Annotated in this window: 22 protein-coding genes; 7 read left to right on the forward strand and 15 right to left on the reverse strand. The window is 73.6% G+C overall.

Translation table 11 applies throughout. From position 1 onward, the window contains the following. Positions 1-3: 3 nt before the first annotated feature. The 6 genes from HNR10_RS13995 to HNR10_RS14020 form a co-directional block, all read right to left on the reverse strand. Positions 4-834 carry a spermidine synthase gene (locus tag HNR10_RS13995; protein WP_179823825.1) on the reverse strand — a complete coding sequence of 277 codons (831 nt, stop codon included), beginning with the start codon at positions 832-834 and terminating at the stop codon, positions 4-6. Positions 835-916: 82 nt separating this feature from the next. After that, positions 917-2047, reverse strand: coding sequence for an aromatic acid exporter family protein (locus tag HNR10_RS14000; RefSeq protein ID WP_312889263.1), 1131 nt, complete (start codon positions 2045-2047; stop codon positions 917-919). A 239-nt stretch (positions 2048-2286) separates the two neighbouring features. Continuing rightward, entirely contained in the window at positions 2287-3825 is a 1539-nt protein-coding gene (locus HNR10_RS14005) for a hypothetical protein (protein ID WP_179823827.1), read from the reverse strand. Beyond that, on the reverse strand, positions 3822-4568 hold the full coding sequence (locus HNR10_RS14010; RefSeq protein WP_179823829.1) for an alpha/beta fold hydrolase: 747 nt from the start codon (positions 4566-4568) through the stop codon (positions 3822-3824). Before HNR10_RS14010 ends, HNR10_RS14005 begins: the two co-directional genes overlap by 4 nt. 194 nt (positions 4569-4762) lie before the next feature. Beyond that, the gene (locus tag HNR10_RS14015; protein ID WP_179823831.1) at positions 4763-5275 is read right to left on the reverse strand and encodes a DUF1360 domain-containing protein; all 513 of its coding nucleotides are present in this window, start codon (positions 5273-5275) and stop codon (positions 4763-4765) included. Further along, entirely contained in the window at positions 5272-7227 is a 1956-nt protein-coding gene (locus HNR10_RS14020; RefSeq protein ID WP_179823832.1) for a glycoside hydrolase family 15 protein, read from the reverse strand. The genes HNR10_RS14015 and HNR10_RS14020 overlap by 4 nt, the downstream gene beginning before the upstream one ends. A 256-nt stretch (positions 7228-7483) precedes the next feature. Here HNR10_RS14020 and HNR10_RS14025 point away from each other — a divergent pair, with 256 nt between their 5' ends. Continuing rightward, positions 7484-8530 (forward strand): SDR family oxidoreductase, encoded by a 1047-nt coding sequence (locus tag HNR10_RS14025; RefSeq protein WP_179823834.1) that lies wholly within the window; start codon positions 7484-7486, stop codon positions 8528-8530. A gap of 39 nt (positions 8531-8569) precedes the next feature. Beyond that, positions 8570-8935, forward strand: a complete 366-nt coding sequence (locus tag HNR10_RS14030) for a DUF3140 domain-containing protein (RefSeq protein WP_179823836.1) — start codon at positions 8570-8572, stop codon at positions 8933-8935. Between the two features lie 83 nt (positions 8936-9018). Here the strand turns inward: HNR10_RS14030 and HNR10_RS31985 are convergent, their stop codons facing one another. Continuing rightward, positions 9019-9825, reverse strand: a complete 807-nt coding sequence (locus HNR10_RS31985) for an O-methyltransferase (protein WP_312889264.1) — start codon at positions 9823-9825, stop codon at positions 9019-9021. A gap of 122 nt (positions 9826-9947) precedes the next feature. Then, positions 9948-11327, reverse strand: a complete 1380-nt coding sequence (locus tag HNR10_RS14040; RefSeq protein ID WP_179823838.1) for an MFS transporter — start codon at positions 11325-11327, stop codon at positions 9948-9950. A gap of 499 nt (positions 11328-11826) precedes the next feature. Between HNR10_RS14040 and HNR10_RS14045 the strand changes: the two genes are divergently transcribed. The 3 genes from HNR10_RS14045 (at position 11827) to HNR10_RS14055 (ending at position 13555) form a co-directional block, all read left to right on the forward strand. Next, positions 11827-12264 carry a helix-turn-helix domain-containing protein gene (locus tag HNR10_RS14045; protein WP_179823840.1) on the forward strand — a complete coding sequence of 146 codons (438 nt, stop codon included), beginning with the start codon at positions 11827-11829 and terminating at the stop codon, positions 12262-12264. A gap of 1 nt (position 12265) precedes the next feature. Continuing rightward, positions 12266-12820, forward strand: a complete 555-nt coding sequence (locus HNR10_RS14050) for a PIN domain-containing protein (RefSeq protein WP_179823842.1) — start codon at positions 12266-12268, stop codon at positions 12818-12820. A gap of 207 nt (positions 12821-13027) precedes the next feature. After that, positions 13028-13555: a GntR family transcriptional regulator gene (locus HNR10_RS14055; RefSeq protein ID WP_179823844.1), complete on the forward strand. Its 528-nt coding sequence runs from the start codon at positions 13028-13030 to the stop codon at positions 13553-13555. Between the two features lie 96 nt (positions 13556-13651). Here the strand turns inward: HNR10_RS14055 and HNR10_RS14060 are convergent, their stop codons facing one another. Continuing rightward, positions 13652-14167, reverse strand: coding sequence for a hypothetical protein (locus HNR10_RS14060; protein ID WP_179819777.1), 516 nt, complete (start codon positions 14165-14167; stop codon positions 13652-13654). Further along, a complete protein-coding gene (locus HNR10_RS14065; RefSeq protein WP_179823845.1) occupies positions 14164-14673 on the reverse strand; it encodes an ATP-binding protein in 510 nt (169 codons plus the stop codon). Before HNR10_RS14065 ends, HNR10_RS14060 begins: the two co-directional genes overlap by 4 nt. Positions 14674-14879: 206 nt before the next feature. Here HNR10_RS14065 and HNR10_RS14070 point away from each other — a divergent pair, with 206 nt between their 5' ends. Both HNR10_RS14070 and HNR10_RS14075 read left to right on the forward strand, forming a co-directional pair. Then, positions 14880-15734: a DUF5753 domain-containing protein gene (locus HNR10_RS14070; protein ID WP_179823846.1), complete on the forward strand. Its 855-nt coding sequence runs from the start codon at positions 14880-14882 to the stop codon at positions 15732-15734. A 4-nt stretch (positions 15735-15738) separates the two neighbouring features. Beyond that, complete coding sequence (locus HNR10_RS14075) at positions 15739-15939, forward strand: DUF397 domain-containing protein (RefSeq protein ID WP_179823847.1); 201 nt, start codon at positions 15739-15741, stop codon at positions 15937-15939. Positions 15940-16012: 73 nt separating this feature from the next. On the opposite strand, the gene HNR10_RS14080 is transcribed toward HNR10_RS14075, so the two are convergent. Genes HNR10_RS14080 through HNR10_RS14100 form a run of 5 tightly spaced genes read right to left on the reverse strand, consistent with a single transcriptional unit; the run spans position 16013 to position 23458 of the window. After that, a complete protein-coding gene (locus HNR10_RS14080) occupies positions 16013-17176 on the reverse strand; it encodes a vWA domain-containing protein (protein ID WP_179823848.1) in 1164 nt (387 codons plus the stop codon). After that, positions 17173-19539, reverse strand: a complete 2367-nt coding sequence (locus tag HNR10_RS14085) for a DUF5682 family protein (protein WP_179823849.1) — start codon at positions 19537-19539, stop codon at positions 17173-17175. The genes HNR10_RS14080 and HNR10_RS14085 overlap by 4 nt, the downstream gene beginning before the upstream one ends. Then, a complete protein-coding gene (locus HNR10_RS14090; RefSeq protein WP_179823850.1) occupies positions 19539-20654 on the reverse strand; it encodes an ATP-binding protein in 1116 nt (371 codons plus the stop codon). Before HNR10_RS14090 ends, HNR10_RS14085 begins: the two co-directional genes overlap by 1 nt. Further along, positions 20655-22169 carry a DUF5691 domain-containing protein gene (locus tag HNR10_RS14095; RefSeq protein ID WP_179823851.1) on the reverse strand — a complete coding sequence of 505 codons (1515 nt, stop codon included), beginning with the start codon at positions 22167-22169 and terminating at the stop codon, positions 20655-20657. Further along, positions 22166-23458 (reverse strand): SWIM zinc finger family protein, encoded by a 1293-nt coding sequence (locus HNR10_RS14100; RefSeq protein WP_179829728.1) that lies wholly within the window; start codon positions 23456-23458, stop codon positions 22166-22168. Before HNR10_RS14100 ends, HNR10_RS14095 begins: the two co-directional genes overlap by 4 nt. Positions 23459-23807: the final 349 nt, after the last annotated feature.

Here is a 23807-nt window from a genome sequence, read left to right on the forward strand (position 1 = left end):
GGGTCAGTCGCGCGGCCTCGATCCCACGTAGACCGTGTTGGTGGCGGACCGGTCCTGGTAGGGGTTCGGGAAGCTGACGACCTCGGCCCGCACGCCGGTGAACACTCCGCGCAGGACGTCGAGGTAGTCCTCGTCCGGCGGGTCGTTGGACCACAGGGTGAACACGCCGCCGGGCCACAGGTGCTCGGCGAGCCGACGCGTCCCCTCCACCTCGTAGAAGGGCGCGTGGGCGGGGTTGAGCAGGTGGCGGGGCGAGTGGTCGATGTCCACGACCACCGCGTGGAAGCGGGTTCCCGGCGAGTCCGGGCGGAGCCCACCCGTCGCCCGCCATTGCCCGTGGGAGCGCTCCGCGCCGGGACGGTCCACTCCCCTCAACGGAGGGCCTTCGGCCCCGGCCAGCCCTCCTGCCGGGTCGGCGGCGCGGGCGAAGAAGTCGCCCTGCGACAGGTGGCAGCGCGCGTCGGCGGTGAGCGTCTCCCCGGCCGGGATGAGCTTCTCCTCGTGCCAGTCGATCACCTCCTGGAGCGCCTCGACCACCACGAGGGAGCGCACGCCGTCGTCCTCCAGGACGGTGAGCGCGGTGTGGCCGAGCCCGAGTCCGCCCACGGCGACGTCGTAGCCGCCCTCGGGCGGTGGCCCGGCGGCACGCAGTTCGGCGAGGGCGATGCGGGCGACCTCGACCTCCGCTGCGACGAACAGGCTCGACATGAGGAACTCGTCGTCGAGCTTGATCTCGTAGACGTCGGTGCGCGCGGCCGGGTCCCAGCGCCGGCGCAGGCTGATCTCGCCCATGGGGGTGGCGCGCCAGCCCAGTTCCTGGATGCGAAGGCTCATCGGACTCCTTTGTCACGGTGGCGGTCGTGGACCCGTCCCCCGACCCTACGGGCCGCGGGGTGCCGCCTCCGCTCACCGTCACTCATCCCTGCTCAGCGCCCGAACGCCCCTCCTGGAGCTCCTGCAGCAGGCGTTCGACGTCGGTGAGCATGGACCCGCGCACGTGCCAGGTACCGCCGTCGCCCCCGCTCTCCAAGTCCTCCCGGCACCGGTCAACGGCGTTCTGAGCGAGTTCCAGCCGTTGGCTCAGGTCCTGCGGCACCTGGACGCTCTCCCAGGCCCGGCCCTCGTGCAGCGTCCACAGCACGTCCGAGACGGCGTCCAGGAGGCCGCCGTACACGCGCAGGAAGTCCTCGCTCTGGGCGGGCAGCCGGCTCGTGCCGCGCTCCAGGGCGTCGAAGGTGCTCGTGATGGACCGCAGGTGCCAGGACGCGCGGTCGAGTGCGTTGATCCACTCCCGGTAGGTGCGCAGGCTCACCGTGGAACCGCTCCGCATCAGGACCCTGCGGGGATTGAACCGGACCCTCTCGTCCTGCCGTTCGACGGCGGCCCGGGCGTTCTCCCGCGTGGCGGTCAGGCTCTGGGCGATCCGGACCCACCGGCGGGTGTCCAGGCCCTCCCGGCCCTCGCGCAGGCCATCGGCCATCTCGTCGACCAGGTACGCCAGGGAGTCGGCGAAGCCGCGCACGGCGTCCTCGGCGTCCCGGAAGCGGACGGACGGGGCGAGGACGAGCTGGGTCAGCAGGGCGGAGGCCGAGCCGACGCAGACCATGATCAGGATCTCGCCCAACGGCTCCACGCTCGCGGCGGTTCCCCCGGCGAACGCGAACGCCGCCACCACGGGGATCTGCCGCCCCTGCTCCCGGAAGAGGGAAGCCTGTCCCACGACGAGGGCGACCAGGACGACGAGGGCGAACGCCCACAGGTGCACGCCGACGGTGAGCCCGGCGGCCCCGGCGGCCAGCACCCCGAGGAAGACCGCCGCCACGTAGCGGCTGGAGTCGAGCACGGACCGGTAGACGCTGGGGCGCACCACCAGCAGGGCGGAGAACGGGGCGAAGGCCACCTGCGAACTGTCCATCACCAGGGCCGCCACCGCCCAGGCCAGTGTGGAGGCGATGACGCTGCGCAGGATGAGGACGACCCTCTCGCGCTCCCGGCCCCGGCCGCGGACGGCGCGTCGCAGCCCCTCGACCAGGTGTTCTCCCACCACGGCGTCCTCCTCGACGTCCCCGCGGACCGGACTCGCCGTCCGGCCTCGCTTCCTTCACACGCTGTCGGCCTGTTCGCCCCTCCACGAGCGGCGCGCGCAGGTGCGCGCAGGTGCGCGCAGGTCGTGCGACTCGTGCGGTAAGCCCAGTACGCGATTCGCGCAGTTCGCGTTATCCGTGTGGCTCACGTGGTACTCGTGGTTCGTGTGGCTCGGGCGGTACGCGGCTCGGGCGGTACGCGCTATCCGTGCTCCGGTATGACATCCACGCCCGGCTTCCCCGCCAGCGCCTCCGCCACCTCCTCCCAGCTCAGGGGATCCGGCAGCGGCCGGCGTCCGCGTACCCGGGCCAGGTCGCGGCGGAATCGGAAGAGCACCGCGAAGTCCCGCGGATACCGGCCCGGGTCCGTCCCCAGGAACGTGCCCACCTTGGTGGCCCGCTCCAGCACGCCCGCCCAGTCGGCGGCTCCGGCCAGGCCCACCGAGTCCACGCCGTGGGAGAACAGCCCGAGCCGGATCTCCTCGAAGTCCGGGGATCGGTCGAGGTAGGCGGCCAGGGCCCGCTGAGCCGGTTCGGTGTTGAACACCGCCCAGTAGGGCACCGAGCCCGTGCGCAGTGCCCAGTACGGCTCCACGAGCATGAAGGTCTCCGCGAGCAGCCGGTTCGGCGGCACACCGCGGCGCCGGTAGTGGTCGCGGTACAGGTCGGCGACGGCCGGGCTCAGCGACCCGGGTTCGTCGTGGCGCAGCCGGACCAGCCGCCAGCCCTCCCGACGGGCGAGTTCCGCCAGGTCGCCCATGAGTTCCGGGGCGAACCCCCACTCGGCCTCGGGGTGCTCGCCGTCCGGTTCCGGCGCGACGAACCTCCGGTAGTCGGACCCCTGCGCCCGCAGGTGGGCCCGCACGCGCGGACCGCCGTGCCGGAGTTCGTCCTGGGTGGCGCCGCCGAAACCGCCGTGCTGGAACACGTACCGCTCCCCCACGGCCGTCGTCGGCGTGCGCAGCGCGCAGTCGGACACCACGAGTGTGCCGCCGCGCGGGAGCGTCGCCCGCAGGAAGGCGCGGTAGGCCTCGGGAAGGCGGAGCCACTTGACCCTGAAGTAGCACATGTGCGCGATCATCAGCCGGTCCTGCACGGGGTCGTGCATGTGGTGCAGCCGCCAGTCGGGGTTCCGGCGCACGAGGGCCTCGCCGGTCGACCGCATCCGGTCCAGGTCCCTGGCGCCGTCCTCGGGCGGGACGCCGTGCCGCCGGACGGGGATGAGCAGGGTCTGCGGCAGCCAGGGCGCGCCGAGCGCCGCCGCGAGGTGGATGAGCGCGCCATCGGCGGAACCGACGAAGGCGACGTCCGAGCGGCCGCCCCGGTAGTGTCCGGCGACCCACTCGGCGAGGTCGTCGGAGTCGATCTCCGCGACCCGGCGCCGCGGCACGGCCTCCGCCCAGCCGGACGCCGAGTAGAGCCTCTCCTTGGCGCCTCGGGGCATGCGGTTGGCCGCCGTCGCGGCGGCGGCGAGTACGCGCGTGCCCGGGCCCGGGTCGCCGGGGTCGTGCTCGGCCGCCGAGGCGGGACCCCGGTCGGTGTACTCGGCCACGTCCGGGTTCTCGGCCCGGTTCGGGTTCACGGCCAGGCTCGCGTCTCCGGCCCGGTCCGGGTCCCCTGCTCGTCCCATCGGGTCGCCTCGGACGATCCGGCCCGTCCGGACCGCCGCGTCGAAGGAGGCCAGGCGCCGCAGCATCGCGGTGGCGGAGTCGAATCCCGCGACGGCTCTGCGCGGCCTCATCGCGCCTCCTCGGCCAAGAAGCGCTCGACGATGCGCGCCAGGCGCCCCGGACCCGCCCACGAGAGCGCGTGGGGCAGCCCGGGGACGGTCACCAGCCGGCCGCGCGGCAGCAGGCGGGCGACGTCCTCGGCCCAGGGGCCCGGGCAGACCTTGTCCCTGGACCCGCGGACGACCAGCGCGGGCTGCGGTACCCGTGGCAGGACCAGCTCGATGCGGTGGTCGCGGCTCGCCGTCCAGCTGCGCACGACTCGGCTCGGCCCGGCCTCGCGGTAGTCCCGGAGGCTGTGCGTGACGACGGAGGGGCGTTCGTACAGGTTGTTCCAGAGCAGGCGCACCGCGAGGCGGGGCAGCGACCGGGCCTCGGGGTCGGTGGTGGGCCCGGCCAGCACCACCGACCCCACGTCGTGGGGGTGCCGTGCCGCCGCCTCCGCCACCACCTGGGCGCCCAGGGACAGGCCGAGCAGGCAGGGGTCGGTCAGCCCTCGCGCGTGGGTCCACTCCACGAGCGCGTCGGCGAGGTCGGGGACGGTCCACCGGCGACCGCCCGCGTCGCTGGCACCGAATCCGGGCAGGTCGACCGCCCACGCCTCGGTGCGTCCGTCGAACGCCGGCAGCAGCGGTGCCATCTGCCGCGAGGAGACCCCCGCGCCGTGCACGCACACCACCGCCGGGGTGCGTCCCGGCACCCCCCACGCGGCCATGGCGGCCCCCGCCACCGTGTCCGTCGTCCGTTCGGTTCCCATTCCACCCCCTGTACCGGCCCGCGACGGGCCGTGGGACATCACTCCGTGTGCGGGCCCCCGCTACCCGGCCGGGACGGCGGCGAACCGGGGCTCGGGACGGGTACGGGACGTGTCCGGGCGCGGCGCACGCGCGCTGCCGTCAGGGGGCGCGGAGCCCCGTACGGGCGCGGACGCCGGGCCGGGGACCGGCGGCGTCATTCCTGGGCCTGTTGCAGCCGCGCGTACCCGAACTGCAGCCAGTCCGACACCGCCACGGCGCTGAAGACCGCCCCCGCGCTCCGGGTCAGGCCCGGGGCGAACGCGAGTCCGAAGACGTAGGCGGTCGCGACCCACTGCGCGGTGCAGAACGGGCAGGTGACCAGCTCACCGACCGCTCGGCGCCCGCCCTCTCCCCGCACCTCCTCCTTCAGCTCGGACGGCCCGGAGACACCGCGAAAACGGGTGAAGAGCGCGCGGAGAGGGCTCGTCACGGGATCCTTGGCCAGCAGCCGGGACAGCTTGTGCGTGGTCAGTCCCATGAGCACCAGGTCCCACGGCCCCACGTCCTGTGCGGCGCCCCGGCGCCCGGTCGCGCGCGCCGTCACCACACCGGCGGCCACCAGGGCCGTGTAGCCCGCCACGACGAGGGCGTATCCGCCCAGGGGCTGCTCGCTGTCCCCGCGATAGGCCTCCGCCTCCTCTGCCAGCCTCTCCTTGGCCTCGGTCATGCCGATGCCTCCCTCCCTGACGGTGTCGCCTGTCGGCTGTCCTTCGCCGGGGCATGACCGCCGGACCGGCGGCGCGCCCACGCGCGCAGGGCCTCGACGTCCTCCGCGGAGTCGAGGTTGATCGCGGCGTTGATCTGCGCGAGGTGGGAGAAGGCCTGGGGGAAGTTGCCGAGCATGGTGCCGTCCGCGTCCATCTCCTCGGAGAGCAGGCCGAGCGGCCCGCTCCGTTCGCACAGCCGCGCGAACCGGCGTTCGGCCTCCTCGACGCGGCCCGCGAGCACGAGCGCGGAGACCATGTCGAACGAGCAGAGGAGGAACGCGCCCTCCTCGGTGTCCAGTCCGTCACGGGTGCGGACCGGGTGGTAGCGCTGGAGGAGATCGCCGTCGCCGCCACTGCTGCCGGACCCGTCGCCGGCACCATCGCCGTCCCTCCCGCTGTCGCCGCCGACGCCGAGTTCGGCGTCGAGGCGTTCCAGTGTGCGCAGGACGCGCGGGTCGCGGCCCGGCAGGAAGCCCACGAGCGGTAGGCGGGTCAACGAGCCGTCCACCCGGTCGCCGCCGTAGGACTGGACGAAGGCACCGGAGCCGGAGTCGATCCCCCGTTCGAGAATCTCCGCGCGCAGCGAGCGGGCCTCCTCACGCCACTCGTCCAGCGGTGGCGGGTCCCGGTGGCCGGTCAGCTCGGCGAGCTGGACCGCCCGGTCGAGGCACACCCACAGGTACACCCGGGAGGTGGTCCAGTGGCGCGGCGCGCCCCGTGACTCCCAGGGCCCGTGGCCGAGGCTCGACCGCAGGCCGCGGGCCGCCGTCACGATCCTCCAGAGGCCGTGGAGGTCGTGCTCGGTGAGGTCGCCGACGACCTGCTGGTAGGAGAGGGCGGCGTCGAGGACGTGGCCGTACACGTCGATCTGGTTCTGGCCGCGGGCCCCGTTGCCGACACGCACCGGCCCGGTGCCGACGTGTCCGTCGAGGTGGTCGAGCTCCACTTCCTCGGGCGGCAGCTCGCCGTCGACGGTGTGCACGGGGCCGAGGCGTTCGGGCGTGCGGCGGAACGTGCGCAACAGGTAGTCGAGGTAGCCGCGGGCCTCCGCACCGTGCCCGAGGCGCAGGAAGGCCAGCACGGCCAGCGCCGCGTCCCGGTGCCAGACGTAGCGGTAGTCCCAGTTCCGCGCCTCTCCGGGCCACTCGGGCAGCGAGGTCGTCGGCGCGGCGATCAGGCCTCCGGACTCCTCGTGCAGGAGCCCGCGCAGCACGACGGCGCTCCGGCGGACGTGCTGGGCTCCGGCTCCGTCGTAGCGCGTGCGATCGGACCAGGAGCGCCAGGCCTCCAGGGTCCGTTCGACGAGGGCCTCACAGGTGGCCGCGTCCGCGGCGCCGGACTCGCCGAGGTAGTCGAGGGCGAAGGCGGCGGTGTCCCCCTCCGCGAGTTCCTGGCGGTACTCCACGGAACCGTCGGCGGCGGTGCGGGGCTCGCCGGTGGCCCACAGCCGGGGGCCCGACCTCTCCCGCAGGGCGCCGTCGCCGTCCGGCCGCCACTCGGCGGAGCGCCGGGCGTAGTCGGGTACCGCCTCCACGCGGGAGACCACCGTGGCACGCCCGGACAGGCAGCGCACCAGGCGCACCAGCACGCCCTCGTTGCGCAGCCGGGACCCCGACCGCCGCACGGCCAGCAGGTCGGTCACGACCGCACTGACGCCGTCGCCCTCCCACCGGGTCTCCAGGGCCAGGGTGCCGTCGACGTAGCGCCGTACCGCGGGGCGCGCGCCCTCCACCTCCAGGTTCCATCCTCCGCCGCGCCGGGTGTCGAGGATGCCGGCGAAGAGGGACGGCGAGTCGAAGCGCGGCGCGCACATCCAGTCGATGGTGCCGTCCGGTGCGACGAGGGCGGCCGTGGCGCAGTCGGAGAGGAACGCGTGCCCGCCGATCCACGGTTCGGGCCGGGCCCCGTCCATGCCACCACCCCCGGGTCGCGGTCTCCGCACGGTCTGTCTCCATCCGACTGCCCAGCGGTCGGCGGGCCGAAACGGTGGGCCGGTCCGAGGCGACGGGCCGGCTCGCATGGGCGGGACCGCCCGAAACGGCCGGTCCGAGGCCTGGTGGGGGGGTGCCCGGAATGGCAGACCGAGGCCCGGTGGGGCACGTATGAGGTGGGGTGCGCCTGGGTAGCGCACCGGTTGAGGACCGGACACGTGCCGGAGGGAGGCGCCGATGACGGGCGCGCGCAAACCGAGGAGCGACCGGGTCGCGGTGGTCTGCGGTGCGAGCGCGGGCGTGGGACGGGCGACGGCCCGCGAGTTCGCCCGACTCGGCTACATGGTCGGGCTGGTCGCGCGGGGCTCCGAGGGGTTGGCGGCGGCCGCACGGGAGGCCCGGGCGGCGGGGACGCTCGCGGTGACCGTCGAGGCCGACGTCGCGGACGCGGCGGCCGTGGACGAGGCGGCCGAACGCATCGAGTCGGAACTCGGGCCCATCGACGTGTGGGTGAACTCGACACTGCTGTCGGTCATCGCGCCCTTCACGGAGGTCACGCCCGAGGAGTACCACCGGGTGACCGACGCCTGCTACCACGGGTACGTCCACGGCACCCGCGCGGCACTGGACCGGATGCTGCCCCGGGACGCGGGCGTCATCGTCCAGGTCGGTTCGGCGCTGGCCTACCGGGGGATCCCGCTGCAGGCGGCCTACTGCGGGGCCAAGCACGCCGTCCGGGGCTTCGACGACTCGCTGCGCGCGGAGTTGGCCGACGACGGGTCGCACGTGCGCATCACGGAGGTGCACCTGCCCGCGGTGAACACGCCGCAGTTCTCGTGGGTGCGCTCGCGTGTGGGAGCGCCCACCCGTCCGGTTCCTCCGGTGTACCAGCCCGAGGTGGCCGCGCGGGCGATCGTGTGGGCCGCCGAGCACCCGCGCCGCCGCAGCACCTGGGTGGGCGGGTCGACCGTCGGCACGGTCCTGGCGCAGCGCCTGGCGCCGCGGCTGCTCGACCTCCGGCTGGGCGCCACGGGGGAGGAGTCGCAGGTGCGCGAGGACGAGGAGTCCACTCGGCGGGCGGACAACTTGTTCCGGCCGCTGGACGACGACCGCGACTACGGCGCGCACGGGGAGTTCGACGACGAGGCACTGCCGCGCAGCCTCCAGCAGGAGCTGAACCAGCGGCGTCTGGGCGTGGCCTCCGTGGCCGCCGGCGCGTGTGCGGCGGCGGTGGCGGGGTACGCGGCGACGCGGGGCCGGAGGCGGCCGCGCGGCCGGCGGTGACCCCCGGCCCGGGCGCATGACGATGAGAGGAGGAGGACCATGGCTCAACACGATCCCGCGGTGGACGAGGTCTGGGACGACTTCCACTCCGTGGTGAACATGACCGGCGAGGAGCTGCGGGAGTGGCTGCTCACCGATGCCTCCGGCGAGGAGTCCTTCGAGCAGCCCGAGCCCGATCTGAACGTCTCCAGCCGGGGTGAGGAGGTCGTGGCGGTCCTCAACAAGCGCAAGGCCGACGTCACGGAGTCCGACGTCCGGTTGATGGACGACGTGGCGCGCTTCGTGCACGAGTCGCTGGCCGAGCCGCACCGGGAGGACCCGGCCTGGCGCCGCCGCCTGATGTCGGTGGGCCACGACCCGCTGCGGCCGGACTCGGTCTGGCCGGGCGAAGAGGGCTCGCCGTAGAACCTCGTGGGGCGAGTGAGCCCCGAGGGGCGTCGGGGCTCGTGAGCCCCGTGCGGGGTGTGGAGGCGTGCGGGGTGTGCGTCCTACGTCCGGACGAGGACGAGCACCCCGCAGGACCAGCCGAGCAGGGGCAGCGCGGCCCAGCCCGCGCGTGACTCCAGGTCCGCCACCAGTTCGTCGACGGCCGACCGGTGGCCGTCGGGCACCGCGCCCTCGGGTTGGCGGTCGAGGTCGTCGACCACGTAGAAGCCGCCCCGGCGCACGAGCGAGAGCGCCTCGTCCCGGTGCGTGAACGTCCCCGGCCAGGTGTCGGCGAACACCAGGTCGTAGCCGGGCGCCCCGACGCGGTCGGCCAGCCACGGGCCGCCGTCGGCCTCGTGGAGGGTCACGCGCGGGTCGTCCCCGTGGTGGCGGCGCGCCACCGCCAGGGTCTCGGGGTCGTGGTCGAGCGTGTCGAGCGTGGTCTGCCCGTCCATGCCCGCGAGCAGCCAGGCGGTGCCCGCGCCGGTCCCCGTACCGAGTTCGAGGAGGCGTCCGCCGGGCTTCGCGGCGGCGAGGGCGCGGAGCAGGCGCCCGACGGCCTCCTCGCACGACATGGTGAAGCCGAGGGCCTCGGTGTCGGCCTCGATCGCCGCCAGGACGGCGGGGCGGCCGGACGCGTCGGCCTCCGGCGCATTCCTGTCGGGCAGGGCAGAGGACGCCGATGGTGCCGGGGACGCGGCGCGCTTCGTCCGGTCGAGGTCGGGCAGCTCCGCTCCATGGACCGTGTCGCCGATGTCGTCCAGGAGGTCGCCGCCCTCCGGGTCTCCCGCCCGCTCCGGCACGTGGAAGCCGAAGTAGGCGGTCACGGCCCTGCGGGCGTCGCCCAGTCCGTCCGCGAATCCAGTCACACCGCTCCCCCGTTCCCCGACCGCCGATGTCGGCCTGTTCCTGGTGGCCGGGCCGTCCGGTCCATCATCCACGGACGGACGGCCCGGCCGATCGCGCTGTCCGGAATCGGACAACCCCGCGGTCAGCCCACGCGGGACCGTTCGGCGGTGCTCCTACGGCTCAGAAGGCACACGCCCACCACGACGACGGCCGTCAGCCCTCCCAGCGAGAGGGCCACCGTGTGGAACGCGCCGGTGAATCCCGCGCCCTCCAGACGGCCGCCGGTCAGGATCGCCAGCACGGCGCCGACCACGGCGATGGCGACCGTCTCCAGAGTGAGCCGGACCGCGTTGAACACCCCCGCCGCCGTTCCGGCACGCTCGGCGGGGACCGAGCCCACCGCCAAACCGTCGATGAGGCCGTTGGTCAGGCCCACGCCCGCGCCGATCAGGACGAACGGGACCGCCAGGACGAACGGTGTGACGTCCGGCCCCAGCACCAGGAGTCCCACGGCCCCCGACCCGCTCAGGACCAGGGCACCGGCCACGACGGCCGTGTGCGGCAGCCGCGCGGCGAGTTCGGCGCCCACGGTGGGCAGGAGCAGGGTCGGTACCGTCAGCATGAGCAGCCACAGGCCCGTGCGCGCCGCGGACAGCCCCACCACGGCGATCAGGTACGAGGGCAGGTACACGAGCAGCGGGACGAGCACCGCCATGAACGCGGCCGCCGCGAGGGCGTAGGCGACGAAGCCGCGGTCGGCCAGCAGCGCCAGGTCCACCAGGGGCTCCCGGCGGCCCCGCTCGACCAGCACGAACGCACCGAGGAGCAGGGCCGCGACGACCAGGCCCCCGACCGCCGCGGGCAGGCCCCGCGCGGGCCCCTCGACCAGCGCGGCCAGGAGCGCCAACAGGCCCAGGGTGAACAGCGTCGCGCCCAGCGCGTCGACCCGGCGCCCCGTGCCCCGCGACGACGGGAGCAGGGGCACCAGCAGCAGGACGGCACCGGTGACCAGGGCCGGGGCGACGAAGGCGGACCGCCACCCCAGGGACTGCACCAGCAGGCCGGAGACCGCCGGACCGAACGCGGTCCCCGCGCCGAGCACGGTACCGAGCAGGCCGAAGGCGCGCGCCCGCGCCGGGCCCTCGAACGCGGCCGCGAGCAGCGAGGTCCCGCCCGCGACCGCGGCGGCGGCCCCGACCCCGCCCAGGGCGCGCAGCACGACCAGGCCGCCGACGTCCTGGACGAAGGGGACCAGCACGCCGCTCAGGAGGAACAGGCCGACGCCCGCGGCGTAGACCCTGCGGCGGCCGACGGCGTCGGCCACCGAACCGGCGACCACGAGGAAGGCGGCGAAACAGGCGTTGTAGGCGTTGACGACCCACTGTGCGGCGGCGAGACCACCGCCGAGCCGCGCCTGCATCTCGGGAAGGGCGGTGGAGGCGCCGGTGATGGACAGGGGAAAGACGAGTGTGGACAGCAGAACGGCGGCGAGGACGACCCCGCCGCGATGGCGTTCGTGCACGAGAAGCTCCGAGCCTCGGACATGAAGCCGGGCAGCACCGAGGGCCGCACCGGCGATGGACGCTGATGCGGCGGACCTGCTGTGGGGCGGGCCGCCGCTAGGCGGCCACGTCTTTCGACTCGGGCACGATCGGAAGGCTAATCGCCCGCCCCGCCTCCCGCCACCGTTTTCCCCACGTGTGGAACGTCCCGGCGGCCCCTCGCATGGTGGGCCGGATGCCTACAGTGGCGACGCGTACGGCCTTGGCACGACAGCTACCGAGGTTCTCGATGTCTCCGGAGGCGAGATGGGTCGATCAGCCGGACCGAACGACGACTCGGGCTCCTACGTCACCGCACGGCCCGCCGGTGCGTCCGACCCCTGGACCGCACAGGGCGGCCGGGCCGCACAGCGGAGGCGCCCCGAGGAGCGCCACTTGCGCTACCGCCTGATCGTGGGTCTTGCGCTTGTTTCGTTTATTGCGGATAATGCGATGAGAGCCAAGTGAGGAGTCACTACCGTGTTGTCTTCACACCCCGACACCAAACAGATCCAAGCGGCCGCCAGTGCTCTTCCCCGGGTGCGCCGCTACCTTGACGAACACCATGAACCGCTGACACCCGTGGCAGTCGAAGCCAGCCAGGAAGAGCTGCTGCTTCCGCGGTCGGCTGTCGAACTGCTCGCGGTCGTGCTCGCGCACATGGCAGCCGGGCGCGGGGTCTCGATTGTTCCGGACCATGCCGAACTGACAACCCAGCAGGCCGCGGACATGCTCAACGTTTCACGACCTCACCTGATCGGCCTTCTTCAGGCAGGCGAGATCGCCTACCGCAAGGTCGGTACGCATCGGCGAGTCCGTGCAGACTCCCTGATGGAGTACATGCGCGCGGACGACCAACGACGCCGCGAGGCCGCCGACGAACTATCCGCAATGACCCGGGAACTGGGCTTCGACTGAGATGTCATTCGTCGTCATCTACGATGCGAACGTCCTTTACCCGAGCACGTTGCGGGACCTGCTCATCAGAGTGGCGCAGGCAGGGCTCGTCCAGGCGCGATGGACGCACCAGATCCTGGACGAGACCTTCGGCAATCTCAGGAAGAACCGCCCTGAGCTGTCGGACGAAGCTCTGCGGCGCACGAGGAAGCTCATGATCTGCGCGGTCCGCGACTGCCTTGTCACGGGCTACGAACCGCTGATCGACTCCTTGGACCTCCCCGACCTCGATGACCGGCATGTGTTGGCCGCCGCCATCCGCGCTCGTGCTCAGGTGATCGTCACGGAGAACCTGACCGACTTCCCCTCGTCCGTATTGGACGGGTGGGACATCGAGGCCAAGAGCCCGGATGACTTCATCCTTGACCAGATCCACCTGGACCGAAAAGTGGTCTGGTCCTGCGCGCAGCAGATCGCCGACTCCTGGCGCAACCCCCCCGGAACGGTCGCCGACGTGCTTGCCAGCCTCCAGCGCAGCAACCTGCACCGCGCTGTGGCGGAGCTGCAGACCGATTGAGGGCGTCTCACGCCACCGCCGGGCCGCGTGCAGGAGTGCCGCTTCCGCGCGCCTCCCGAGCGGGAGCGACGAAGGCGGACTGCCATCCCAGGCCCTGTCCCGCGCCCTCACAGCGTTCGGGACGAAGCTCGGACATCGCATGGCGAACCTGATGCGTACGGCCTTGGCACGACAGCTACCGAGGTTCTCGATGTCTCCGGAGGCGAGATGGGTCGATCAGCCGGACCGAACGACGACTCGGGCTCCTACGTCACCGCACGGCCCGCCGGTGCGTCCGACCCCTGGACCGCGCAGGGCGACCGGGCCGCACAGCGCCTGGTGGACGCCGGAGAGGTGGACGCTCCAACCGACGTGGCCGAGGCACTGGATGGACAGGACCGAGTTGTCACGCGCCGGCGGGTGATGCTCTTCGACGATGTCCCCGTCGAGCTCACGGACTCGTACTATCCGCTCTCGGTCGCGTCGGGCACACCCCTGGAAGAGAAGCGCAAGGTACGCGGCGGCGCACCCACACTGCTCGCCGAACTCGGGTACGCCGCGCACGAGGTGGTGGAGGACGTGTGCGCACGCCCCGCCACCGATGACGAGGCCACCGCGCTCGGCCTGCCCGTCGGGAGTCCGGTCCTGGTCCTGCTCAGGACGACCCATGCGGCGGACGGTTCCCCGTTCGAGGTGTCACGCATGGTGATGCGCCCCGAGGGGCGCCACCTGCGCTACCGGTTGGTGGTGGACTAGGCGATCTCTGAAAGGGACCGCCGGAACCGGTACCTCCACCGACTCCTGGCCGCGCCGGGCCCCGGTACCGGTGCGGCCTACGGGATGGTCCGGGGTTCAGCCCAGCACGCCGGTGAAGTACTGCATGAGGATTCCCGCCATGGTGGCGAGGACGTATCCGACCAGGGGCCATCCGACGCCGCGGCGGGGCCTGCGGTGGCTCGTCGGGCGGCGGGGCCGGTCGGACCTGCGCGGGAGCGGAGGGCGTTCGCGCCTGGGGCGGGGGATGCGCACGGGCTCGGGTCCAGGCGCGGGGCCGTCACCGGGTCGGGAGTCGGGGGAAGGGCCGGTGCGGCCGGGCTCCCGGCGAGGGCGGGGGTTCTGCGGGTCGGACCCGGCCATCCACAGGGGCAGGTCGCCGTGGGCGAGCCGGTGGCGCAGGCGAGGTGTGTCGGGCATGTGGGCGAGGAGCGCGCGTTCCCTCGGGGTCCGGCCCAGCGATGCCAGCGGGGGCGCGGGAGCGGTCGAGGGGCGTGCGACGGTCGTCGGTCGGCTGAACCGCTGTCCCCTGGGCGCGTTCAGGACTCGGCGCATGTCCGGGGCGAGTGCGGAAGCGGCGGTCGCCATCGTCATGCCGTCTCCCGGAGCGTGGGGTAGGTGAACTCGGCCCAGATCACGGTGCCGAGGACGCGGCACGTGTCGGTACCGGCCCAGCGCTGCGTGCCCCACTCGGTGGCCAGGTGGTCGATGAGCAGCAGGCCACGACCGCGTTCGGCCTCCTGCCACTCCTCGGCCGTGCACTGGGCGGGGATCATCGGCCGGGAGTCCACAGGACCGTCGTCGATGACGGACAGCCTCAGCGTGGTCTCGCGATTGGTGACGACGGGCGTGGACAGAATGCGCATCACCGTCCCGTCCGGCCGCCCCGACCTGCTGTGGACGACGGCGTTGGCGAACGCCTCACTCGCGCACAGGGCGGCGCCGTCCACCAGGTCGCCAGGGATCCCTTCGAGTTCGGCCAGGTCGTCCCGCATCTCGGCACGGACCCGGGCCGTGGTCGCGGGAGTCCCCGGGTAGAGGCGCGCCGCCCAGCGCCGCCCCGGGTAGGCGGACGTCGGACTCTGCGATACAACAGGCATGTCGGTTGCTCCTCAGTTCTGCATGGGTTGACCGCCGACCACGCCCTGGGGGTGTTTACAGCACCCGCCAGGGCTTCGTCGTGCCCGGACTTCGACACGAAGAGTGATCTAGCAACTCCAGTAAACTCAACGCCATGAGCATTTGCAAGTAGCTTTTGGAAGTAGCGAATTTTGTCGCCAGATACGAAGAAGGGCATGATCGAGGGATGGCCGACAATCCGACACTCGCGCAGTGGCAGCTCGCACAGGAGCTGCGAGAGCTGCGCGGGGACCGCAAGTTCGGTGACGTCGTCAAAGCCATGCGCACGGCGGCCAACAGTCTCGCCCGCTGGGAGACGCCCGGTGACGGTGGCGCGGTACCCGGCGCCTCGGCGATCGAACGCCTTCTGAACCTGTATGAGGCCCCGGAACAACTCGACCGCTTGCTCGCCCTGCGCAAGCAGGCGCGCGAGCCGGATCGGTGGCAACCCTATGACCTGGAGCGAAGCTACCGGTCCTACGCGAACATCGAGGCGCAGGCGACGTCCGTCGAGATGTACCAGTCCCAGCTCATTCCGGGCCTCGCCCAGACGGAGGACTACGCCCGCGCCGTGATCAGGGCGACCATGCGTCCGAACAGTGACCTGGACCGGGAGATCCAGGTGCGCCTGACCCGTCAGGAAGTACTCAAGCGCCCCACTCCTCCGAACGTCTGGATGATCGTGGCGGAGGCGGCGCTAAGGCAGCGCATCGGGAGTGCCGCACTGATGGCCGATCAGACAGAGCACCTGATGGAAGTGGCCGAGCTCCCCTCCGTGACCCTGCAAGTCCTCCCTTACAGCGCTGGAGCGCACGCCGCCCTGACGCTGTCCTCCTTCTCGATTCTCCAGGTCGAGCACCATGGTCTGGTGACGGTCTACCTCCAGGGGCCGTCGTCGCACATGTTCATGTCGAGTGCCGAGAACGTCGAGCACTACGCGGACATCTACAACCGGCTGCGTGCAGCGGCCCTGGACGATGGAACCCCCACGCTGGCGCTGCTCGAACGGATTGCTCGCGAGCACAGTCAAGACAAGGAATGACGTCATGAACGCACCGACTCCCTCCCCCGGCGCTCGTGCCTTCCGCACGTCCAGCTACTCGCAGAGTGAGGCCGCCTGTGTGGAGGTGGCGGACGGGGCGACGGGGGCGGCTGTGCGCGACACCCGGCACCGGCACCTCGGCAGCCTCGCCTTCGGAGCCGGCGAGTGGCAGGCCTTCCTCGACACCGCCAAGACCGACCTCTGACCGGATTCCGCCGCGGGCGGTGACCGTGGGGCGGGGCCGCGCGGTTCGGCCCCGCCCGGCCCGCCCCGCCCGGTCACGCGTCCTGGTGCTTGTCGACCCAGGGGGTCAGGGGTTGGCCCTGGATGGCGGCCGCCATGAGTTCCGGGAAGGCGTCCGGGGTGCAGGCGAAGGCCGGGACGTCCATCTCCGCCAGGGCCGCGGCGTTCTGGCGGTCGTAGAACGGCGCGCCCTCGTCGGACAGGGCGAGCAGGACCACCACCTGCACGCCGGCGGACTTCATCGCGGCCACGCGCTTGAGCATCTCCGCGCGGACGCCGCCCTCGTACAGGTCGCTGATCAGCACGAACACCGAGTCGTTGGGCTTGGTGATCAGGCCCTGGCAGTAGGCGATGGCCCGGTTGATGTCCGTGCCGCCGCCCAGCTGGGTGCCGAACAGCACCTCGACGGGGTCGGTGAGCTCCTCGGTCAGGTCGACCACCGCGGTGTCGAAGGCCACCAGCGACGTGCGCAGCGCGCTCATCGAGGCCAGCACCGCGCCGAACACGCTCGCGTACACCACGGACGACGCCATCGACCCGCTCTGGTCGATCGCCAGCACCACGTCCTTCTGCACCCCGCGGCTGCGCCGCCCGTAGCCCACGAGGGTCTGCGGCACGATCGTGTCGTGCTCGGGCAGGTAGTGCGCCAGGTTCCGGCGGATCGTGGCGTTCCAGTCGATGTCGGCGACCCGTCGCGGCCGGGTCGTGCGCGAGGACCGGTCGATGGCGCCGCGCACCACCGAGCGGGTCTTCTGCGCCACCCGGCGTTCGAGGTCGTCGACGACCTTGCGCACCACCGCGCGTGCGGACTCGCGGGCCTCGTCCGGCATCACCCGGTTGAGCGAGAGCAGCGTGCCCACCAGGTGCACGTCGGGCTCGACGGCCTCCATCATCTCCGGTTCCAGGAGGAGCTGGTGCAGGCCGAGCCGCTCCATGGCGTCCTTCTGCATGACCTGCACGACGGAGGTCGGGAAGTACTCGCGGATGTCGCCCAGCCACCGCGACACCCGCGGGGCGGACGCGCCCAGGCCGGCCGAGCGTCGCCCGTCACCGCCACCGGACGCGTCGTCGCCCCGGTTGTACAGGGCCTCCAGGGCGGCGTCCATGCCCTGGTCGGCACTGCTCAATCCGCCGCCGCACCGCGCCTCCCTGCCCAGGACCAGCCGCCAGCGTCGTTCCCGTTCGTCCACGGCGTTCACGCGTGGCTCCTTCCGTTGGTGAGGACGGCCAGCACCGAGGACACGGCGGGCGCGGCCCGGTCCGCGTCCACGAGGCGGCGCTCGGCGGCGCTGTCGTCGGGGCGCGGCGACCCGTCGATGCGGGCGGCGGCCTCCCCGATCGCGCGGCGCTCCGGGGTGTCGAAGGCGCCGAACGTGCGCCGCAGCAGGGGCAGCACCGCCGTGAACCGCTCCTCGGGCAGGCTCAGCAGCCAGGTGTCGATGAGCCCGAACAGGTGGTCGTCGTGGACCAGGATGAGCCCGCTGCCCTGGAGGAAGCCCTCCAGCCACGCGGCGGCGTCCGCGGGCTCGGTTCCCGGGGACATCGCCAGGCCCAGCCGGCGGCGCAGCTCGTCGGCCGACAGCAGTCCGCCGTCCGACAGCATCCGGGTGATCCGGCCGGCGATCCGCCCCGGCAGCGTGTCCCGCCGGGCCAGGGCGACGAGGGCGGCCGTCCACTCGTCGGCCGCGTCGCCGCCGAGCAGGGACGCCGCGTCGTGCGTGTGGTCGATGCGCCTGACGAACTCGGCCGCCGCGTCGTCGTCCAGCCCGTGCACCGCCGGGGCCAGGCCCACGCACACGCGCCGCAGGATCTGCTCGGCGACCGCGCGCAGGTGGCCACCGTCGGTGGCGCGCACGTCGCCGTACCTGGCCGAACGGGCCAGCGCCGGGAGTGCGGCCATCAGGTGGGTGACGTCGCTGTCGGTGGCCGCGCGGTCGGTGAGCAGGGACAGCACGTGCGGCAGCGCGTCACCGAGGTCGGCCAGCAGGCACTGCTCGGTGAGGCCGGTGAGCGCGGGCAGGTCGGCCTCCGCGGCGAGGTCGACCGCCCGGGCGCCGGCGGCCGAGGCCACCGTGGTGCCCCACCGGCTCGCCTCGATGAGCGCCACGTCCATGTCCGGTTCCCAGCGCAGCCGCCAGGCCTCGCGGAAGGTGCCGCGCTGCCCGCCACCGGTGTCGCGGGGCACGCCCCACGCCACGCCGAGCATGCGCAGCCGGTGCAGCAGCACCCCGCGCTCGCGCTGACTCTCCTTGCGCAGGTCCAGGTCGAGGTCACGGTCGAAGGGCTCGGGCTTGAGCCGCATCCGCTTCTGGGCGGCGGTGAGGTCGCGTTGCAGCGGCACCATGGGCGTGCTCGGCGGAACGGCGCCCATGCGCTCGCCGATCGCCATCCGACGGTGGACGAGCGCCGCGCGGGCGGTCTCGCCCTCGCACAGGACGGAGGTGAGCGCCTCGGACACCTCGTCGAGCCCGGCGAGCGGGCGCCCCCGCAGGACGGAGAGGGTCTCCGACAGCCGCACACCCTCGATGACGTGCGACGACGACACGGCCTGCCCCTCCTCCCGCAGCAGCCGCGCGGCGTCGGTGAGCCAGCGGTGCACCGGCCGGTCCGGCGCGGTGAACAGGTGGTGGTACCAGCCCGGGGAGGACACCCCCGCGCCGTAGCCGCTGTCGGCCGCCAGCCGCCCGTGGGTCCACGGCACCCAGGTGGCGTTGACCTTCGCCTTGGGCAGTCCGCGCAGGAGGGCGGTGTCGTCCTTGATCGAGTAGTCGGCGACGTCGCGCAGGGCGGGCGCGTGCCAGGCGCCGCAGACCACGGCGACCCGGTCGTGCCCCTCCTTGAGCACCGCGCGCAGGGTCTGGCGCATGTACGCCTCCCGTCGCGCGTCCCGGCCCCGCTCCGGGCCGGTCTCGGCCCGTACGGCCGCCATGGCGTCGGCGATCGCGGGGAACGGCGAGGGCTGGTCGTCGCGCCGCTGCTCGATGACGTCGTCCCACCACCGCTCGGTGTCGTCGTAGCCCGCCGCCCGGGCGAGCACGCCCAGCGGGTCCACCCGGACCCCGTCCGACTCGGAGGGCGCCTCCTCCGGCGCGTCGTCCTTCCGCGCGTCCGCCGGTGGGTCGTCCCCCGACCCTTCCGGCTCCCGCTCTCCCTCCTGCTCTTGCTCGTTCTCGGCGGCCCGCGCCTGCGCCTCGGCACGGGCCACGCGCTCGGCCAGGGTGTGCGCGGCGGGCAGGTCGCAAAAGCGCACGTGGACGTCGTGCTCGACGGCGTAGCGCAGCGCCTGCCACTCCGGGGAGAAGGACGCGAACGGCCAGAACGCCCAACCCTCGCTCGCTCTCGGCGCGTCCCCCTTGGGGGTGTCGGCGAGGTAGGCCAGCAGGGCGACCGGCGGTTCCAGCTCGCCCACCAGGGAGGTGAGCGCGTCCGCCTCGGGCGGCCCCTCGATCAGCACGGCGTCCGGCTTGATCTCCTCCAGGGCCGCCCGGACGGCCCGGGCCGAGCCCGGGCCGTGGTGCCGCACGCCCAGGACGTGCAGACCACTGGTGTCCAGTCGGGCCATCAGGCGCTCACCTCGCGGCAGGCGCGGTAGAACTCGCTCCAGCCCTCGCGACCGCGCGCCACGGTCTCCAGGTACTCGCGCCAGACCACGCCGTCGGAGACGCGGTCCTGGACGACCGCTCCCTGGATGCCCGCGGCGACGTCGGCCGGCCGCAGCAGCCCGTCTCCGAAGTGGGCGGCCAGTGCGATGCCGTTGGTGATGACCGAGATCGCCTCGGCGGTGCTCAGGGTGCCGCTGGGCGACTTGACCTTGGTGCCGTTGTCCTCGGTCACCCCCGAGCGCAGCTCGCGGAAGACGGTGACCACCCGCTGGATCTCGGTGAGGCTGGTGGGCACCTCGGGCAGCTCCAGGGCCCGGCCGAGCTGTTCCACGCGCTGGGTGACGATACGGACCTCGTCCTCCGCGCTGTCGGGGACGGGGAGCACGACCGTGTTGAAGCGGCGGCGCAGCGCGCTGGAGAGGTCGTTGACGCCGCGGTCGCGGTCGTTGGCGGTGGCGATGACGTTGAAGCCCCGCTGGGCCTGCACCTCCACGCCCAGTTCCGCGACGGGCAGCGCCTTCTCCGACAGGACCGTGATGAGGCCGTCCTGGACGTCGGACGGCATGCGGGTGAGCTCCTCGATGCGCGCGATGGACCCGCGCGCCATCGCGGTCATGACCGGGCTGGGCACCATCGCGGCCTCGGACGGCCCCTCGGCGAGCAGCCGGGCGTAGTTCCAGCCGTACCGGACGGCCTCCTCGGAGGTGCCGGCGGTGCCCTGCACCAGGAGGGTCGAGTCACCGGCGATCGCGGCGGCCAGGTGCTCCGACAGCCAGGTCTTCGCGGTGCCGGGCACGCCGATCAGCAGCAGCGCGCGGTCGGTGGCCAGGGTCGCGACGGCGACCTCCACCACCCGGCGGGAGCCGATGTACTTGGGCGTGATCTCGGTGCCGTCGTCCATCGTGGTGCCGAGCAGGTACTGGGTGACCGCCCACGGCGACAGCTTCCAGCCCGGGGGGCGCTGGCGGTCGTCGGCCTTGGCGAGCGCCGCCAGCTCGGTGGCGTAGGTCTGCTCGGCGTGGGGGCGCAGGGCACCGGCGGCGGCAGGGGTGACGGCGTCAGTGGAGGTGGACAACTAGAGCTCCCGGGTCATGTCGTGTCGGAATCGGAGGGTGTCCCGCAGCCGGAGGTAGGGCTCCGCGGCGGCGGTGTCACCGGTCGGCGGCTGGTCGGGGAGGGCGGTGTGGAGTTCGGGGGACAGGCGTTCGGCCGCGACGGAGCAGAACACCCGGAAGCCGGAGACGTCGCTCCTGCGCTTCAACGGCCGGTGCAGCCGCCGGACGACCCAGTCGCACAGGTCCGCCGACCACGGAGCCGGCACGGTCCGGATCACCTGGTCGAGGGCGAGCAGCGTGGTGTCGTCGTCGACGGCGTCCAGCAGCACGCGGCAGCGCTCGTCCGGGGGGAGCGCGGCGAACAGTCCGGCGAGCTGGAGCGCGCCGCGGTCGCGGTAGTGGTGCGAGCGGGGGTCCACGAGTCCGGTGCCGATCGACCGGAGCAGGGCGCGGGCCCAGGCGGCGTCGCCCTGGAGCCCGGCCGCGCCGGCGAACGTCTCGCGCAGCCGCGGCTCGTCGGAGCGCTCCAGGCGTGCGACCACGTCCTCGGGCGTCCGGCCGAGCAGGTCGGTCCACACGTCCAGCGGCGCGTGCGTGACCAGGGCCGACGCGCGCTCGGCCTGTGTGGCCGCGGTGTCGGGCTCGCGGCCGGTGACCACGAGGGTGAGGTCGCGCAGGATGTCGCTCCGGTCGGGGCGGACCGGGTCCACGGCGACACCGCCGCGCTCGTCGGTGCGCACGAGCTCGCGGACGTAGCCGCGCAGCCGGTGGGCGTGCCCGCTGTCGGGCAGCCGGGTGAGCAGGGCCAGGGCCTGCCCGCGCACGGTGGCGCTCCGGTCGTCCAGCGCGCGGTCGAGCAGTGGTTCGTCGTCGGCGCCCAGTCCGGTGGCCAGGGTCTCCAGCAGGTGGCGCCGCTGGTCGGCCTGGCGCAGCCCCGGCCAGGCCTCGGCGAGCAGCTCGCGCGCCCCGGCGGGGTCGGTGGCGCGCAGGGCGGCCAGCGCGTGGCGGCGCTCGCCCGGGGTGCCGTGGGTCCAGTCGCGCTCCCGGTAGCGGTCGTCGGGGAGCAGGACCGCGTGCGCGTAGGACCAGGCGGGCTTGAACCGGGCCAGCCAGCGGGCCCGCGGTCCGACCGCCCTGACGATCGCCGGCCGCAGCTCGCTGTCGCCGACGCCCCGGTCGAGCAGGGTCGGGACGGTGGCGCGCGAGGGGCTGAGGCCGGCGTCGGCGGCCAGGCGCAGCCACTCCGGGAGGAGCTCGGGCCGGGAGGCCAGGATGTCGGCCAGACGGGCGTCGGCGGCGGCGCCGACCTCGGGCCGTTCGGCGTCGCCGTCCGGGGTGACGGGCGTGCGGGTGGACGGCGTGTACCCGGCGTCGCGGCGCACGGCGGCCAGGACGGCGCGGTCCAGCAGGACCCGGGCGGGCACGTCCGCGGGGGTGTCGGGCAGGTCGGGGGTGTCGGGGACCGCGCGGCGGCCGGTGCCGACCAGGGCGGTGGAGACCAGGCGGTCCCAGGAGTCGGAGGGAGGGGTGGTCACAGGGAGAACGCCTTTCCACGTGCGTCCCACACGGTCAGGGGGGTGAGTCCGTCCCGGGGCGACCACTCGCCGGCCACGGTGGCCGGGTGTCCGCCGGTGACGGCGAGGAGCCGCCAGGGTTCGGGGTCGGACAGCGGCAGCGCGGCGCCGGCGGGGTCGGTCATGTACCACCGCTTGTCGAGGGCGGGGGCGGCCCCGCCCAGGACGACCGGCCAGGCGTCCCGCCAGGGGTCCTCGGCCAGGGCGGCGGCGAAGGAGTCGAGCGCCGCGGTGACCGTGCCCGCCTCGGGCGGGGCCGCGGGCGCGGCGCGGTGGCCCTCGTCGACGGGGACGACGCGGTGGCCGTCGGGGTAGAAGGCGAGTTCGGTGTCGGCCTCCGTACCGTCGCGGAAGGGCGAGACGGGTGTCTGGTCGGCCCGCGCGAAGGACAGCGACAGGGCGATCCGCCCGGTGCCGCGTCCACGCAGCCACACACGCCGGGAGCGCATGCCGGGGTCGGTGGTGGCGACGTCCCGCCGCCCGAGGACCTGCCAGGTGTCGCGGACGCGTTCGCCCTCGGCCAGGACCTCCTCGACGCGGGTGGTGACCCCGGCCCGCGTCCGGATCACACCGCGCATCCGCGCGTCGGGCCCCGCCGCCCGCTTCCCGTCATCGCCGGCCGACGCCCGCGCCGCCTCCTGCGCGCTCTCCACCGACCGGTAGCCGCTGACCAGCAGGTGGAGCCGTCCGAGCCGTTCCAGGACCGCCTCCGGCCAGCCCTCCTTCCGGAGGGCGCCGGGCAGCTCGGACACCAGGGCGGCGGCACCGCCCGCCTTGGCGTCGACGAGGCGCTTGGCCATGCGGTCCCAGTGGTCGTAGCCGTGTTTGGGGGCCTCGGCCAGACCGGCGTCGAGCTGGTCGTCCAGCCACATGCGGAGTTCGTCCATGCCCGCGGCGACGGCCTCCTCGCGGGCGCGGAGGGTGGCCGCGGCGCGTTTCGGGTCGGCGGGGCCGGCCTCCGGCCTCGTCCGGCGCGCGGCGCGCGCCGCCAGCCACTTCGCGACCCACTCGGGCCGTTCCTCGCGGGTCTCGACCTCCTGCTGCGCCCACAGGGCGAGCAGCCCCAGGACGTGCTTGCAGGGGATCTTGCGGCTGGGACAGCTGCACTTGAAGGCCGGTCCGCCGTCCAGGTGGACGGCGGCGAGGTAGGGCTTGGACCCGCTCCCCTTGCACTCGCCCCACACGGCGGCGGTTCCGCCCGTGTCCGCGGCGACCGCTCCGCGCTGGGGCCAGGAACCGGTCCTGGCCACCTTGAGAGCGGCCTTGTGCGATGAGGGGTCCGGGGCCAGGGCCCAGACGTCGTCAGTACTCCATCGATCGCTCACAGGGACAACTCTAGGGATCGGCAGTGACAGAACAGGGGCTTCCCGACGCCTATTTCGCGACGAATCCGGAAGCTTCGGGAACTGTCCGAGTGATGTGAGATGATCCCACTCCGAGCGCCTCCCGCGGACACCGTTCCCGGGCTCTCCCGGCCGTTCCCCTGCCCTGGTCGCCGCGCGTCCGGCGACCGGACACCGACGCCGCCCAGGCCGGAACGCCCGGCGCGAAGCGCGCCCGCCGACCGCCTTTTCCACACAAAGGCGAAAAGGGCTCGGG

Origin of the sequence: Nocardiopsis aegyptia (assembly GCF_013410755.1) — a bacterium.
In the GTDB taxonomy this organism is placed as follows: Bacteria; Actinomycetota; Actinomycetes; order Streptosporangiales; family Streptosporangiaceae; genus Nocardiopsis; species Nocardiopsis aegyptia.